This window comes from Nitrosomonas sp., from assembly GCA_016703745.1.
Classification (GTDB): domain Bacteria; phylum Pseudomonadota; class Gammaproteobacteria; order Burkholderiales; family Nitrosomonadaceae; genus Nitrosomonas.
Genome location: JADJBK010000006.1, coordinates 1,689,129 through 1,703,715, shown reverse-complemented (window position 1 = coordinate 1,703,715; position 14,587 = coordinate 1,689,129). Strand labels below are relative to the sequence as shown.

The 14,587-nt window shown below is 49.6% G+C and carries 13 protein-coding genes and 4 pseudogenes; 7 read left to right on the top strand and 10 right to left on the bottom strand.

Annotated elements, in window-relative coordinates; all coding sequences use genetic code 11:
• Entirely contained in the window at positions 1-1,227 is a 1,227-nt protein-coding gene (locus IPG31_09160; GenBank protein MBK6618505.1) for a glycosyltransferase family 4 protein, read from the top strand.
• A 21-nt stretch (positions 1,228-1,248) separates the two neighbouring features.
• Here the strand turns inward: IPG31_09160 and IPG31_09155 are convergent, their stop codons facing one another.
• The 3 genes and pseudogenes from IPG31_09155 to IPG31_09145 all read right to left on the bottom strand — a co-directional run bounded on the left by IPG31_09155 (position 1,249) and on the right by IPG31_09145 (position 2,329).
• Entirely contained in the window at positions 1,249-1,668 is a 420-nt protein-coding gene (locus IPG31_09155) for a type II toxin-antitoxin system VapC family toxin (GenBank protein ID MBK6618504.1), read from the bottom strand.
• Positions 1,665-1,904, bottom strand: a complete 240-nt coding sequence (locus tag IPG31_09150; protein MBK6618503.1) for a plasmid stability protein — start codon at positions 1,902-1,904, stop codon at positions 1,665-1,667. The genes IPG31_09155 and IPG31_09150 overlap by 4 nt, the downstream gene beginning before the upstream one ends.
• 284 nt (positions 1,905-2,188) lie before the next feature.
• Positions 2,189-2,329: pseudogene (locus IPG31_09145) on the bottom strand (ATP-binding protein).
• 86 nt (positions 2,330-2,415) lie between these two features.
• Here IPG31_09145 and IPG31_09140 point away from each other — a divergent pair.
• The 3 genes and pseudogenes from IPG31_09140 to IPG31_09130 all read left to right on the top strand — a co-directional run bounded on the left by IPG31_09140 (position 2,416) and on the right by IPG31_09130 (position 3,650).
• The gene (locus IPG31_09140) at positions 2,416-2,712 is read left to right on the top strand and encodes an IS66 family insertion sequence element accessory protein TnpB (protein MBK6618502.1); all 297 of its coding nucleotides are present in this window, start codon (positions 2,416-2,418) and stop codon (positions 2,710-2,712) included.
• Positions 2,700-3,050 (top strand): IS66 family insertion sequence element accessory protein TnpB, encoded by a 351-nt coding sequence (tnpB, locus tag IPG31_09135; GenBank protein ID MBK6618501.1) that lies wholly within the window; start codon positions 2,700-2,702, stop codon positions 3,048-3,050. The genes IPG31_09140 and tnpB (IPG31_09135) overlap by 13 nt, the downstream gene beginning before the upstream one ends.
• 63 nt (positions 3,051-3,113) lie before the next feature.
• Positions 3,114-3,650: pseudogene (locus IPG31_09130) on the top strand (IS66 family transposase zinc-finger binding domain-containing protein).
• A gap of 21 nt (positions 3,651-3,671) precedes the next feature.
• Here the strand turns inward: IPG31_09130 and IPG31_09125 are convergent.
• The 7 genes and pseudogenes from IPG31_09125 to IPG31_09095 all read right to left on the bottom strand — a co-directional run bounded on the left by IPG31_09125 (position 3,672) and on the right by IPG31_09095 (position 9,667).
• Positions 3,672-4,628, bottom strand: a pseudogene (locus IPG31_09125) (IS66 family transposase).
• Between the two features lie 69 nt (positions 4,629-4,697).
• A complete protein-coding gene (locus IPG31_09120) occupies positions 4,698-5,435 on the bottom strand; it encodes an ATP-binding protein (protein MBK6618500.1) in 738 nt (245 codons plus the stop codon).
• Positions 5,414-6,892 (bottom strand): IS21 family transposase, encoded by a 1,479-nt coding sequence (locus tag IPG31_09115; protein MBK6618499.1) that lies wholly within the window; start codon positions 6,890-6,892, stop codon positions 5,414-5,416. The genes IPG31_09120 and IPG31_09115 overlap by 22 nt, the downstream gene beginning before the upstream one ends.
• Positions 6,893-7,034: 142 nt before the next feature.
• Positions 7,035-7,682 (bottom strand): annotated as a pseudogene (locus IPG31_09110) (IS66 family transposase zinc-finger binding domain-containing protein).
• Positions 7,683-7,745: 63 nt separating this feature from the next.
• Positions 7,746-8,096, bottom strand: a complete 351-nt coding sequence (gene tnpB / locus IPG31_09105) for an IS66 family insertion sequence element accessory protein TnpB (GenBank protein MBK6618498.1) — start codon at positions 8,094-8,096, stop codon at positions 7,746-7,748.
• Positions 8,084-8,380 carry an IS66 family insertion sequence element accessory protein TnpB gene (locus IPG31_09100; protein ID MBK6618497.1) on the bottom strand — a complete coding sequence of 99 codons (297 nt, stop codon included), beginning with the start codon at positions 8,378-8,380 and terminating at the stop codon, positions 8,084-8,086. The genes tnpB (IPG31_09105) and IPG31_09100 overlap by 13 nt, the downstream gene beginning before the upstream one ends.
• Before the next feature lie 465 nt (positions 8,381-8,845).
• Positions 8,846-9,667: a PEP-CTERM sorting domain-containing protein gene (locus IPG31_09095; GenBank protein MBK6618496.1), complete on the bottom strand. Its 822-nt coding sequence runs from the start codon at positions 9,665-9,667 to the stop codon at positions 8,846-8,848.
• Positions 9,668-10,189: 522 nt separating this feature from the next.
• On the opposite strand from IPG31_09095, the gene IPG31_09090 reads away from it, so the two are divergent.
• The 3 genes from IPG31_09090 (at position 10,190) to IPG31_09080 (ending at position 14,585) form a co-directional block, all read left to right on the top strand.
• On the top strand, positions 10,190-10,630 hold the full coding sequence (locus IPG31_09090; protein ID MBK6618495.1) for a low molecular weight phosphotyrosine protein phosphatase: 441 nt from the start codon (positions 10,190-10,192) through the stop codon (positions 10,628-10,630).
• A 79-nt stretch (positions 10,631-10,709) separates the two neighbouring features.
• Positions 10,710-11,912 (top strand): polysaccharide biosynthesis/export family protein, encoded by a 1,203-nt coding sequence (locus IPG31_09085; protein ID MBK6618494.1) that lies wholly within the window; start codon positions 10,710-10,712, stop codon positions 11,910-11,912.
• Positions 11,913-12,311: 399 nt separating this feature from the next.
• Positions 12,312-14,585: a polysaccharide biosynthesis tyrosine autokinase gene (locus tag IPG31_09080; GenBank protein ID MBK6618493.1), complete on the top strand. Its 2,274-nt coding sequence runs from the start codon at positions 12,312-12,314 to the stop codon at positions 14,583-14,585.
• Positions 14,586-14,587 lie beyond the last annotated feature (2 nt).

Here is a 14,587-nt window from a genome sequence, read left to right as displayed (position 1 = left end):
GTGCATATTCTGTTTTTGACGGACAACTTTCCGCCGGAAGTGAACGCGCCAGCATCGCGTACTTTCGAGCATTGTCGCGAGTGGGTGAGAGCGGGACAAAAGGTAACAGTCATTACCTGCGCCCCGAATTTCCCCAAGGGGCAGGTATTTGCTGGGTATCGCAATCGTTTGTGGCAAAGTGAGGAGATGGCAGGCATCCGGGTGATCCGGGTTTGGTCCTACATTACCGCGAACGAGGGGTTCGTGAAGCGTATTCTGGATTATCTAAGCTTCATGGTGAGCGCCACTCTGGCGGCGTTGTTCGTGCGCAGGGTGGGGGTGGTGGTGGGAACTTCACCACAGTTTTTTACCGCTTGTGCAGCGTATGTGGTGAGCCGCTTGAAGCGCATTCCCTATGTTTTTGAATTGCGCGATATGTGGCCGGAATCGATCAAGGCGGTGGGAGCGATGAAAGAGTCCTCTGCCATAAGAGCTTTGGAGCGTTTGGAACTGTTTCTTTACCGCAAGGCGGCGCGAATTGTTTCCGTAACGCATTCGTTCAAGAAAGCCTTGATCGCGCGTGGCGTGGATAGCGACAAAATCGTGGTGGTGACAAATGGCGTGGATATGTCGCGCTTCAAACCGATGCCTAAAGATCCGGATTTGTTGCGGGATTTGGGTTTGAAAGGTAAATTCGTGGCGGGCTATGTGGGCACGCACGGTTTGGCGCATCATCTGGAAACACTATTGGATGCGGCTGAGATGCTGTGCGCCCTGCCCAATGGTGATGTGTTTCACTTCATTATGCTGGGGGATGGCGCTCGCAAGCAGATGTTAAAGGATGAAGCGGTGCGACGGGGTCTGGATAACCTCACTTTTGTTGATTCCGTACCCAAGGAGCAAGTGGCGCGTTATTGGTCGCTGCTGGATGTCTCAATCATCCACCTGCGAAAAACTGAATTGTTTACAACCGTGATTCCTTCCAAGCTGTTCGAGTGCATGGGTATGGGCTTACCTGTGTTACATGGGGTGGCGGGAGAATCAGCGGATATTGTGCGCGAGGAAGGCGTGGGTATTGTGTTTGAACCGGAAAACGCTACGCAACTGGTGGAACAATTGCAGTTCTTATCCCGTGATAAACAAGCCTACGAAAGCTACCAAATGCGCTGCCTGGAAGCCGCAAAGAAATACGACAGAACTACTATGGCCAGGAAGATGTTGGGGGCGATTGCGCAGCTGGAGCGGTGAGGGTGTGTGTTCAGGCCAGGATCATTCTTGCCAAGGGTTGATGACAGCTACTCCGGCGGCAACGAAAGGTGCAGTATCTCGCGTTGCTATGGTGAATCCATGTACGACAGCGATTGCAGCAATCTGACCATCTGCCGCAGAGATGAGGCAACCGTTAGCCCTGGCTCGACCGACTATGGGCGCATATGCTATCGCAGCTTGTTGATCGAATGACAGTATCCGCGACTCAAAAAGCTTCTCCATCAGTTTCCTCAATGCGGTATCAAGTCCTTCTTTACGTTTGCCATCTGGCAGGATTTCAATGCCGACCAGCAATTCGGAAAGGCTTGTTGCTGTCAGATAGAGTGTCTCGGCCGTCTGCCGATCCAGCCAGGCTTGCACGGCGGGATTGCCGTTGGGTTTCATCGGTTCGGATATGACATTCGTATCCAGGATGATCATTCGAACACTGCCGGATCGGTCGGCGTCTGATCACGAGTATCGTTAAAATCAAGTCCTCCAAAGGACCGCCCAAAAGCAGCGAGTTCAGATCCGATTTTGACACGCGTCCCAGGACGCACTGCCTCTTCCAGAATTTTCCGGATTTCAGCTTCGGTGCTATGTCCATGCTGAGCAGCACGCAGCTTAAGCGCGCGATGCGTTTCTTCGGGTAAATTACGAACAGTAACAACAGACATTTGACTTCACTCCTTGCCATGTGAAGTCAATGATAGCATATACTATGTGAATGATATCAGTTTATAATGTATGCAATCGGAAAATAAGCGTGAGTCTGACAGGCAAAGGCTTGGCACATGTCGACAAGCTGCATTGGGACGCACTGCATGAAGGCCATACTATATCGCCAATTTATATCACCAATTGCATCCAACGAACGACGGTCTGGGTTACTCTATCTCGCGTCAATTATCTTGGCCGCTTTGACGACAATTATGATGGCCGGTTGAGTTTATTAGCTACTTCATGATTTTTTCTGGTTTTTCCTCCTATAACTTTCACTGTCGATTTCGATGATGGTTGCGTGATGGATGATCCGGTCGATGGCGGCAACAGTCATCATGGTGTCGGGGAAGATTTGATCCCACTGGCTAAAAGGCTGGTTTGAAGGTAACCGTCCAGCGCTCCCATCTACGCAATCATAATTTTCTGGATTATTCTCCTCTGCATTACCTTACAGGAGGATAAGCCATGGCATTACAGGATGATAAGCAAAAGCATATCAGCAACTGGCAAGCGAGCGGTTTGTCGCAGGCGGCCTATTGCCGGGCGCTCGGGTTGAATGCGAAGACGTTTGGGAACTGGTTGCGCGCTCACCGGCGTGGGCGCGATGATATCAAGCTGCCAGCCTTGATTCCGGTTACGATCAAGCCGGCAGCAGCGTCAGTGGAAGTATTGCAGCTTCGCTGTCGCGGTACGCATGTGCTGGAATTACCACTGAGCGTTTCCCCGCGATGGTTGGGAGAATTGCTGTCATGTCTGGGTTGATTGCGCACGCGGGTAAGATCTGGCTGGCGGTCGACCCGGTGGATATGCGTCGCGGCATGGATGGCTTATCGATGATTGTGCAGCAGGTATTGGGTCACCCGCCCTGCGCGGGTTCGGCGTTCATATTCTGCAATCGCGCGGGCAATCGCATCAAGGTCTTGCTGTGGGATGGCACGGGGGTGTGGTTATGTCAGCGCCGCCTGCATCAGGGGCGGTTTGTCTGGCCGAGGCAGGATGCGGCGTGTGTCGAGTTAGCGCTATCGCAGTGGGAATGGTTGATTGCCGGCGTAGACTGGCGGCGTTTATCGGCGCTGCCACAATGGCATTTTCAGGTGTAGAAAATATGTAATAGTTGTTTATTAACAGTCGGTTGATTGAGAATTCATGGTATAATTCATCTCATGAACTCACTGGCGCAACCAGATTAACTTAACCTCGATACGGCCACCAAACAACAGGTGGTCAACCTGGTTCAGGCATTTCAGCTTGATCTGACCCAGCAAACACAGCAGACGGTTTATGCGCTGGAACTCAAGATTCAGGCGCTCACCCTGGAATTGGCGCATCTGCGCCGTATCCGATTTGGCAGGAAAAATGAAGCGTTGTCTGCCTTGTCACCCAGGCAGCTTTCTTTGTTTGAAGAATCGGCGCTGACCGATATCACGGCCATTGAGGCTGAAATCGAACAGGTCAACAGCACACTACCCCCCAATGCCACCAAAGTGCCGCGTACCCGCGCCGGTCGTCAGCCGCTGCCAGATCACCTGCCGCGCATCGAACACCGGCATGAACCCGCATCTTGCCAATGTGACCGATGCGGCTGCGATCTGACTAACATCAGAGAAGACATCACCGAACAGCTTGACGTGGAACCCGCCAGATTCTTCGTTCATCGCCACATTCGCCCACAGTACGCCTGCAAATCCTGTGAAACCATCGTAACCGTCCAGCGCTCCCATCTATCTTTCCTGCTGTTTAAGTGATTGAATGAACGCTGGCGTAAGTGGTAGCAATTCATCGATGCGGTTATTGGGCCAGGTGGGTAGTTTGGCGAGGGTGTCTGCAAGCCATGCGGCGGGATCGAGTTTGTTGAGTTGCGCGGTACCGAACAAGGTTTGAATGGCAGCGGCGCGTTGACCGGCACGTTCCGATCCGGTGAATAGCCAATTCTTTTTACCGATTGCGATCGGGCGGATGGTGTTCTCCACCGGGTTGTTGTCGATCGGAAGAAAGCCGGTTTGTGCGTAGCGGATGAGACCGGGCCAGCGTCTGAGGGTATAGTCGAGTGCTTTGGCGGAGCCGCCGCCATTTGCGGTCTGGCTACGGGTTTGCATCAGCCAGTCATGCAATGCATGCAGTGCGGGCAGGCTTCTGTCTGCCCGCAGTTGCAGGCGATCTTCGATGCTCAGGTCTTTGCCTTCTGCTTCGATTGCGTATAAGACGCTGATGCGCTGTATCGCTGCCAATGCCATCGTGCTGGCATTGGCTTGGTGCAGGTCAAAGAATTTGCGTCGCGCATGCGCCCAGCAGGCCAGTTCGACACAAGGCGATGTGGCTGTGGAAAAAAGTGCTTTATACCCAGCATAGTCATCGACCATCAGGTGTCCTTGCCAATTTTGCAGAAAGTGCCGTGCATGCTGACCGCTACGGCCAGCTTGATAGTCGAAGACGATGATACGCGGCCCGGGTTCAAGGTCATTGCTGCGGTAGGCCCACAGGTAGGCTTTACGGGTTTTGCCACGACCGGGTTCCAATTGTGCAACTGGTGTTTCGTCGGCATGCAGCGTGTTGCCCTGCAGTAGATGCCAGGTTAGGCGATCGACCAATGGTTGCAGGGCTACGCCGGTACGGCCTACCCATTCGGCCAGGGTGGAACGGGGCAGCGTGACCTGGTCACGGGCAGCAATCTGCTCCAGGTATCTCGCGTCAATTATCTTGGCCGCTTTGACGACAATTATGATGGCCGGTTGAGTTTATTAGCTACTTCATGATTTTTTCTGGTTTTTCCTCCTATAACTTTCACTGTCGATTTCGATGATGGTTGCGTGATGGATGATCCGGTCGATGGCGGCAACAGTCATCATGGTGTCAGGGAAGATTTGATCCCACTGGCTAAAAGGCTGGTTTGAAGTAATGATGAGACTTCCGCTTTCATAGCGATGGGCAATGAAGTCAAACAATACCTGTGTTTCCGAATCGGTCTTTTTGACATAGCCGATATCATCAACGATCAGTACACGGTATTTATCCAGCCGCGTCATGGCGGACATCAAGTCCAGTTCTTTCCTGGCTTGCTGCAGGAGTTGAACCAGTGCGGTAGCTGATATCCATTTGACGCGAATGCCTTGTTCAATCAAATGCAACCCCAATGCTGCCGCCACATGTGATTTGCCGACACCGGATGGGCCGATCAGCAACACATTGTCTGCCTGGCTCGCCCAGTAGGTATTGTCGCGCAGCGTAATGATTTTTTTCTGAGCGGCTTGAGGCAGTTCGGTCAGCGCCAGAGTGGCAAAGCTTTTGCCGCGCGGCAGTCTGGCTTCATGCGTCCAGTTGCTGATTCTGCTTTGGAAGCGCTGGGCGACTTCCTGTTCGCACAGGGCGGCGAGATATTGGCTGTAGCTCCAGGCGTGTTCTGCGGCTTGATCCTGGAAGTGCCGGTAATGCTGGCCAAAGGCAGGGAGTCTGAGTTCCTTGAGCATCAGTGGGAGCGATTCAGACATGAGCTGCCTCCTTGTGTTGCCCAGTTTCCGCTGAGGAGTTGATCGTAGGTATCCGCAGTGTGTTGTTTAATTGGGATGTCCGGCTGCGGCGCATGCTGCCGCAGAAATCGCTTTTGCAGTGTTTGCAGTTCAGGTAGCGGATGTTGTTGCAACAATTCAGCGGCCAACTGGCTCTCGCAATCATAGTCGTAGGCAAAACGCAGCACCGATACCATCCATTTGCAAGCGAGTCCGGGATCAAATTGTTGTTGTACCCGCGCCCACAGCTGGTGATACTGTGGCGTTGGCAACAGATCATCCCGCAGCCGGGAAAAGCGAAAGGCTTGTGGCTTTGCCGCCAATGCATGAATCACATGACGGTAATCGATGCGCCGGGCGCGTCCTTCCGGCGTTTTCGGATACGCGCGCGGTAATGTAATGACCGGTGTTTGGCCGACAAAGCATTCCAGACGATCGTGATAGAGATGAACCCGGATGTTCTCGCCAATGAGTCTGGATGGCACACTGTAGAGCCCCCGTTTTACCGCTATGGTGCTACTGGTGGTCACTTTGACGGTCAGTTCACTGAAGTCCATGAAGCGGTAGCGTGGCAGTGGCTGGAGATGCGATTGCTCTTCCGCCAATCGCCCCCTGCAGCGCAGATTGAGCTTATCGACGATCCGTTCAAGAAAACGGCGGTAGGCAACCACACTGTCGAAATCCGCCGATCCCCGCAGTTTGATCGCCTGCTCAATCCGGTGTTTGAGCGAACCATGGGCATTTTCTACGGCGCCATTTTCATGGCTGACGCCCAGGTTATTGACCGTAGGCTTCATGCCATAGTGTTGACACAGCGCCGCATAAGATTGCGTGAGTTCTTGTTTTTGGCTCGCATTGACGTATGCGGCACTCAGGCTGTCGGTGCGATGTTCCCTGGGCACGCCGCCCAGTTTATGCAAGGCGGTCTGCAATCCATCGGCCAACGCACTATAACTTTCCCCGCCCCGGATGATATGAACCGCGCGCCAATGACTATAAGCCAGACGAAACTGATACAGCAGGTGATCAAATGGTTTGCCTGCAATCGTAATTGCCGTGCGCGGCCGGGTAAAATCGGACAACCCCTGGTGCCCGGCAGGCACCGACTGGCAAAACATGACCGCCTTACCGGGACCTTGCGTTGCCCGCCAGTGTTTTACACGGCGCTGCAAGCTTCTGAGCAATTTCTCCGGGTATTGGCCGGGATATCGATCATCCAGGTACTCCCAAAGCGTAGTCCCGGTCAGTTCAAGTTCCCCGTACAGCAATGGAACCAATTCGGTCTCCCAAACCAGCGCAAAAGGATCCTGGCGCGTGCGCCATTGCCGTTGCGACTTCTCCACCCGCACACCCTTCTCAATCCTGCGGCCACTGCGGATACTTACCCCCGCTTTCGCAGCCGCTGTCCCCTGACCATGCCCTATCTGACGATTCTTCATATAAATAGCTTCCTGTTGATGAGTGATATGTTTTCCAGGCAAGTTCTTTCTCCTTATATAGAAAAGAACTCATACTGATACTTTCACTCAACCGGTCAAGATAATTGTCGCCTGACCGGACAGGTTAATTGTCGTCTAATACCAGGCGATAAAGTGGCAGGTGATTCAGGTATTTGCTTGTCATTACCCAGGCAAGCAGGCCCGGGGCGGCCATGCCGCCATCGATGACTGCCGGTGGCACGGGTTCTGCCGTGATGGTTTCACAGGATTTGCAGGCGTACTGTGGGCGAATGTGGCGATGAACGAAGAATCTGGCGGGTTCCACGTCAAGCTGTTCGGTGATGTCTTCTCTGATGTTAGTCAGATCGCAGCCGCATCGGTCACATTGGCAGGATGCGGGTTCATGCCGGTGTTCGATGCGCGGCAGGTGATCTGGCAGCGGCTGACGACCGGCGCGGGTACGCGGCACTTTGGTGGCATTGGGGGTTGGTGTGCTGTTGACCTGTTCGATTTCAGCCTCAATGGCCGTGATATCGGTCAGCGCCGATTCTTCAAACAAAGAAAGCTGCCTGGGTGACAAGGCAGACAACGCTTCATTTTTCCTGCCAAATCGGATACGGCGCAGATGCGCCAATTCCAGGGTGAGCGCCTGAATCTTGAGTTCCAGCGCATAAACCGTCTGCTGTGTTTGCTGGGTCAGATCAAGCTGAAATGCCTGAACCAGATTGACCACCTGTTGTTTGGTGGCCGTATCGAGGTTGAGTTGATCCAGTTGCGTCAGTGAATTCATGAGATGAATTATACCATGAATTCTCAATCAACCGACTGTTAATAAACAACTATTACATATTTTCTACACCTGAAAATGCCATTGTGGCCGCGCCGATAAACGCCGCCAGTCTACACCGGCAATCAACCATTCCCACTGCGATAGCGCTAACTCGACACACGCCGCATCCTGCCTCGGCCAGACAAACCGCCCCTGATGCAGGCGGCGCTGACATAACCACACCCCCGTGCCATCCCACAGCAAGACCTTGATGCGATTGCCCGCGCGATTGCAGAATATGAACGCCGAACCCGCGCAGGGCGGGTGACCCAATACCTGCTGCACAATCATCGATAAGCCATCCATGCCGCGACGCATATCCACCGGATCGACCGCCAGCCAGATCTTACCCGCGTGCGCAATCAACCCAGACATGACAGCAATTCTCCCAGCCATCGCGGGGAAACGCTCAGTGGTAATTCCAACACATGCGTACCGCGACAGCGAAGCTGCAATACTTCCACTGACGCTGCTGCCGGCTTGATCGTAACCGGAATCAAGGCTGGCAGCTTGATATCATCGCGCCCACGCCGGTGAGCGCGCAACCAATTCCCAAACGTCTTCGCATTCAACCCGAGCGCCCGGCAATAGGCTGCCTGCGACAAACCGCTCGCCTGCCAGCTGCTGATATGCTTTTGCTTATCATCCTGTAATGCCATGGCTTATCCTCCTGTAAGGTAATGCAGAGGAGAATAATCCAGAAAATTGTGATTGCGTAGATGGGAGCGTTGGACGGTTACCAAATTACCGCATCAATGCGGTCTTCATCAGAAGCATTAAAGTTGGATCACTTGTATGTGATGTGTCACGGTACAGGCGAGCCTTGGCCAATGTCGGAAGGCGTTACAGCAGTTCCCGCTTCTTGTCTGGCTTCAGAGCAATGGTGTCCGATGATACGGGTTACCGGATAACAATGGCGACTAACGCGCACTCATGAGGCTGATTGGTTAATTCCTGATGGAGGCCAGGGGGCTTGCTTTGAAGCTTATGGGTGAGCAGATTCACGAATGAGTGACTAGAAGCGATATCTCTCAAGGGATACCTGAATTTATTGGATTCCAATCGAAAGAGGTTGGTCTGAAACGTTGGTAACAGACCAGCCTCTTTCCGGGCAGCCCGGTTTCTCAGAAGAATCTGCGGCGGCGCATCATGCCCATGCCCACCAGGCCTGCACCCAGTAATGCCAGGGAGATCGGTTCAGGAACAGCGGTGGGGGTACCGGTAATTTGAAAATTGCCGGTTTCTAGCAGGGGAGCAGAATTTGGAACGGGCGTGCCGCTGTCGGCCAGGTAAAGCAGGCCATCAATTTCACCATTATTGTTGCCACCTAATAATGGATTATCAAGTGCTGCGAGGAGTGTTTCAAACCCACCCCAGCCAGCCAAACTCGACTCTGTCAGTGTCAAGTCCAGCACACCATCCGTAACACTAAACCCGATATCCAGCCGACCGGAAACAGGGTTCCCGCCACCAAGCAATGGGTTGAGAATTGTGCCTAATCCGCCAAGAATATTTGCAAAGGCACCGTTATAACCAACATGAAGGCTGCCTGCAAGCCCGGTGGATGTACTCGTAATTGCTGAAGGAATGCTTCCGCTATCGATGGTACGGGTCGCGCTGCCTGTAAATATAGTCTGATTTAACGATCCAACGATATCGCCTGGTTGAATACCTGGTGTTCCATTGAAATCGTAGGCGAAGAAACCGTTTGCTACCAAAGAAGATGCAGAAGCAGCGTCCGCAAAGGAAAGACTATCTCCGGCACCCAGGGTAAATTTTTGATTAAACCCTGAGGCACCGCCCAGATTGGTTGATTCAAAGGGTGCGCCATTAAGATGGCCTTGCACTGACAAAACAAAAGCATGAGCATTGATCATGGCCCCTGTCATTAACAGGCCCCCCAGACTGCACAGAATGTTACGTTTGATAGTTTTCGCAGGTACCATGCGAGTACCCCTTAGTGAAATTTTTGACATCATTATGTTGATTGACTGAAACATATTTCTTGCTTTAAAGTTCATTTTTATGTTGCTCCTGTACTATGTGAATTGATTTAACGGATTTCTGGATTTCGTTTATTTGTGAAATTTTGGCATGCTCATGGTTTGAGCCACATTAACGGCTGAGCAGGTGTCCGGGAAGGCTCCCTTAGTTGCCAAGTTACAGCAAGCGGCTGACCAACCACCGGTTAGCCGCCAGTTGGCCATAAAGGGACGTGATATTGCTGATTTCACGGCTTAATGATACCCTCCCTCTCAGAAAAATGTGTATTACAATTCAATTTTTTTTATGCGGTATTTGCTTCCAAGCTGTCAGACTCCGGCTTGAGCCACTCAGAAGCTTCTGCGTTTTTTTAAAATGAGAATGGCTGCTGTCCTCCAATAATCCTTAAAGGTTTTGCAAAAAAAGCTGCGTTGTCCTGCCGGATGTTGTTGATATATTTGCTTAAAATCTTGAAGAGGAGCGCATTGTTTAACAATATACTTGTTGTTTGTATTGGTAATATTTGCAGAAGCCCAATGGCTGAAGCATTATTAAAGCAGGCGCTTGTTAGCGCCCGTAAAGCGAATTGTCATGTTGTTTCTGCAGGGCTTGCAGCGCTTGTGGGCCACAGAGCCGATCCCATCGCCCAACAGTTGATGACGCAAAGCGGCATTGATATTTCTGATCACCGCGCGTGTCAATTACACACAGAAATGGTTCGCAAAGCTGATCTTATTCTGACAATGGAATTAAGCCAGAGGAATACCATTATCGACAGTCAGCCGGATGCGAGAGGGAAGGTTTTCAGGCTGGGTGAATGGGGAGGATTTGATATTGTAGATCCCTATCAAAAGGGGGCTGCTGCTTTTGAGGAATCTTTGGCACTTATCGAACAAGGTATTTCGCAATGGATAGAAAAGCTATAACTCAGAAATGATGAACCTACTAACAACATATTGGATGCCGGAAGGCTTTTTGCTTAAAACTGGTCCAACTTTGAGATTGATGAGAATTTTAATTTTTATGCTGATGGTGTTGAGTCAGCTGGCGGGCTGTACGGTAATACCCGGACAACATATGCGGCAATTTGCTACGCGCTCAAGCACTGAAATGCCCGTTACCGAAAATAATGAAACAACTTTAAAAAAACTCGACATCAAGACCATTAATGCACAGTTGATCATTGATCTGGAAAAAGATCTTAATAATCGCAGTCTGGGTTCAGATAATGTTGCAAACCACTATTTCGACTATCGTATCGGCTCAAAAACGATCAAAGGCGTACCCACCAGGGAACCCTATAGCCAGTATCGTGTCGGGGCGAGGGATATCCTTACGATAACCGTTTGGGGACATCCCGAGTTGACGATTCCCGCAGGTGAGTTTCGCACAGCAGAAGCTGCGGGAAATGTTGTGGGTGAAGACGGGACTATTTTTTACCCTTTTGCGGGGGTTGTTCAGGCCGCAGGAAGAACGGTTGAGGAGATTCGCGGGGAATTAATCCGGAAGCTTTCAAAATATATTGAACAAGTCCAGTTAGATGTACGCGTGGCCGCGTATCGCAGTCAACGGGCCTATATCGTTGGTGAGGTAAAAAAACCGGGGATCCAGCTGGTTAGAGATATTCCCTTGACTGTATTGGAGGCAATCAATACTGCCGATGGCGTCACTGCCGAAGCAGATCTGCGTAATATTACGTTAACGAGAGACGACAAAACCTATAGCATTAATCTATTAAATTTGTATGAGGGTGGTGATATCAGCCAAAACGTGCTGTTAAAACACGGCGATGTTTTGAATGTGCCTGATAATCAGTTCAATAAGGTCTTTGTAATAGGTGAAACAACCTTTGGGCGTGGCTTTGGCGTCGGTAGGCCGAGGAGCATCATGATGAACAAAGCGCGCATGACATTGACTGAGGCGCTAAGCGAGGGGGGCAGTCTTGACCAGGAAACCGCTGATGCAGCCAGAATATTTGTCTTTAGAAGTGCGCTTGGAAAATCAGAAATTTATCATCTTGATGCCAAATCTCCTGACGCGTTTTTATTGGCAGAGCGCTTTCCATTGCAGCCACGTGATATTGTATTCGTTGATCGTGCGGAGGGCATTCGCTGGAATCAAATTATCGCGCAAATTCAACCAACTGTAACTTTATTAAACTCCTTTGATGGATCATTAAGAGTTCAACCGTTTAGAAGACTGCCATAAAAGTTGGTATCTCAAAACATCAAGGGCTTAAACAATCAATATTCAAAAAGTCATTAAAAGTATGGCGGTCACATTTTCTTCATAACGATCAATGAAAAATCGTGTACAATTTACTCATTCTGTGCTCTTATGTCAGGGTAATATGCGGGCATATATGTAGCACACTCCAATATTCTGTTTTTTTATCTATTATCCCGCTTCCTCCTGATGGAAGAAAAGGTAGATGTCAGATTTTGAAGCACGAAAGCACCTACGGAATACTCCCTTTAAAACAGCGATATCGTATCGATTCTTTGTCGTAAATACAAACTTTTCAGCCTTGTGTCTTGATCGAGAAGAAGACTTCAGGGTGTCGGGTACGATTTTTTAATACATGTCAGTCAACTGAATATTTCGGGAATGTCCAACTCCAACACAATAAATAATAGTATGCCGGTTAATTATGGATCGAACCGGGATGATGATGAAATCAATTTAGGTGACCTGCTGGGGATATTGATTGATGGCAAGTGGCTTATCATTCTGATTACATCACTATTCTTTATTCTTGGTTTGGCCAAAGCCTTTCTTGATTCTCCGATTTATAAAGCGGATACGGTGCTGCAAATCAATGAGACATCGCAAACGCTGGCAGGATTGAATCCAATAACTGACTTGCTGGATAGCAAAATACCAGTCATGGCCGAAATAGAAATTATCAAATCCAGAATGATACTTGGCGAGGCGGTTGCAAACCTGAATCTGGATATCATTGCAAAACCAAAATATTTTCCTGTTATCGGCGAAGCCATTGCCAGACGCTTCCAGCAACGTAATCAGGATAATGATGTTTCAGAACCATTATTCGGGCAATCTCGTTATGCCTGGGGGGGCGAGGCCATTCAAATTGGGACGTTTACCATACCGGCTGACTGGGAAAATAAACAATTGGTGCTCATCGCCGGCACGCAAGGCCGCTTTCAGCTTTTTTATGAAGACGAACTCATTCTTGAGGGTGAAGTTGGCAAGCTGGCCAGCAAACAATTCAAGGATAACCGGGAATCTGTCAGTATCTTTGTTTCCTTATTGAAATCCCATCCAGATACACAATTTTCCATCGTTCGACAATCCAGAAATGGCGCGATTAATCAGTTAAAGACGGAGTTGACCGTTGCGGAAAAAGGTAAAAATACCGGCATACTGGAATTGACACTGGAATCGTACAGCCCGCATACCGCTATAAAGGTGTTAAATGAAATCGCCAATATTTATGTACGCCAAAATGTCGAGCATAAATCCGCTGAATCACAAAAAACGCTGGCTTTTCTGGAGAAGCAGTTACCGATACTTAAAGAACAGCTGGAAGCCGCGAATAATGTTCTAAATGATTATAAGAACCGCAAGGGTTCTATAGACCTCGGCGTAGAAACCAAAAATATTTTGAACAATATCGTGGAAATAAAGACGCAAGAAACGTTATTGCGTCAAAAACGTGATGAATTCCGCCAGAAGTATACTGAAGCACACCCTGCTATTGTGGCCGTTGATAAACAAATTGCCCGGCTGCAGGAGCAAATAAACTCCCATAACACTATGGTCAAAATGTTGCCAAAAACACAACAGGTTATTCTTGAGTTATCTGGTGACGTCGAGGTAAAAACTGGCCTTTATACAGCGTTACTCAATAATGCTCAGACATTGCGGGTAGCAAAAGCAGGGACCGTAGGAGATGTTCGGATTATTGATTATGCCGTATTGCCTGATGAACCCATTAAGCCCAGGAAAATACTGATTATTGGCATTGCATTTGTTTTAGGTCTGTTTTCCGGTATTGGGATGACGTTTGTTCGCAAGGTGCTGCAACATGGTATCGAAGACCCGGCTTTAATCGAAAAGCAATTGAATATTCCCGTTTATGCAACGATCCCGCACAGCAAGAGCCAGAAAAATATCACACATAAATTGCACAAAAAGGACTTCAAACCGGAATCTGATCAACCCGCTATTCTGGCGCTGGAAGCAAAAGAGGATATGGCCATAGAAAGCCTGCGCAGTTTACGCACCACATTGCACTTTGCTTTGCTGGAGGCGCGAAATAATATAATTTTGATCACCGGGCCCAAACCGGGCATTGGCAAGACATTTATTTCGATCAATCTTGCCGCCGTTATGGCAGATGCCGGAAAAAAAATACTGCTGATTGATGCCGATTTACGCAAAGGCTATGTGAATAAAACCCTGGGAGTCAGCAGAGAAAACGGATTATCCGAGATTATTTCAAACACCGTTACAGTGAACGAGGCAATTCGCACCATTCCATCTGCCAATTTTGATTTTATTCCGACAGGCGCGATCCCTCCCAATCCGTCAGAATTATTAATGCATGAAGGCTTTGTTTCCTTTCTGGAAACCATTGCAAAAAAATATGATCTCGTCATCATTGATTCTCCACCTGTTTTGGCTGTTACCGATGCCGCCATTATTGGCAGCCTGGCCAGCGCGGTTTTTCTGGTGGCAAAGGCCGGGGAACACCCCCTGCGTGAGCTGGAGCAAAGTACAAGAAAGCTTGCTAATGCTGGTGCTAATGTGAAAGGTATTATTTTTAATGATATGCCAATATCTGTTTCTCGTTACGGATATGGCTATAAAAAATATGTATATCAATATCACTATGGGAACAAATCCTCCTCATGATA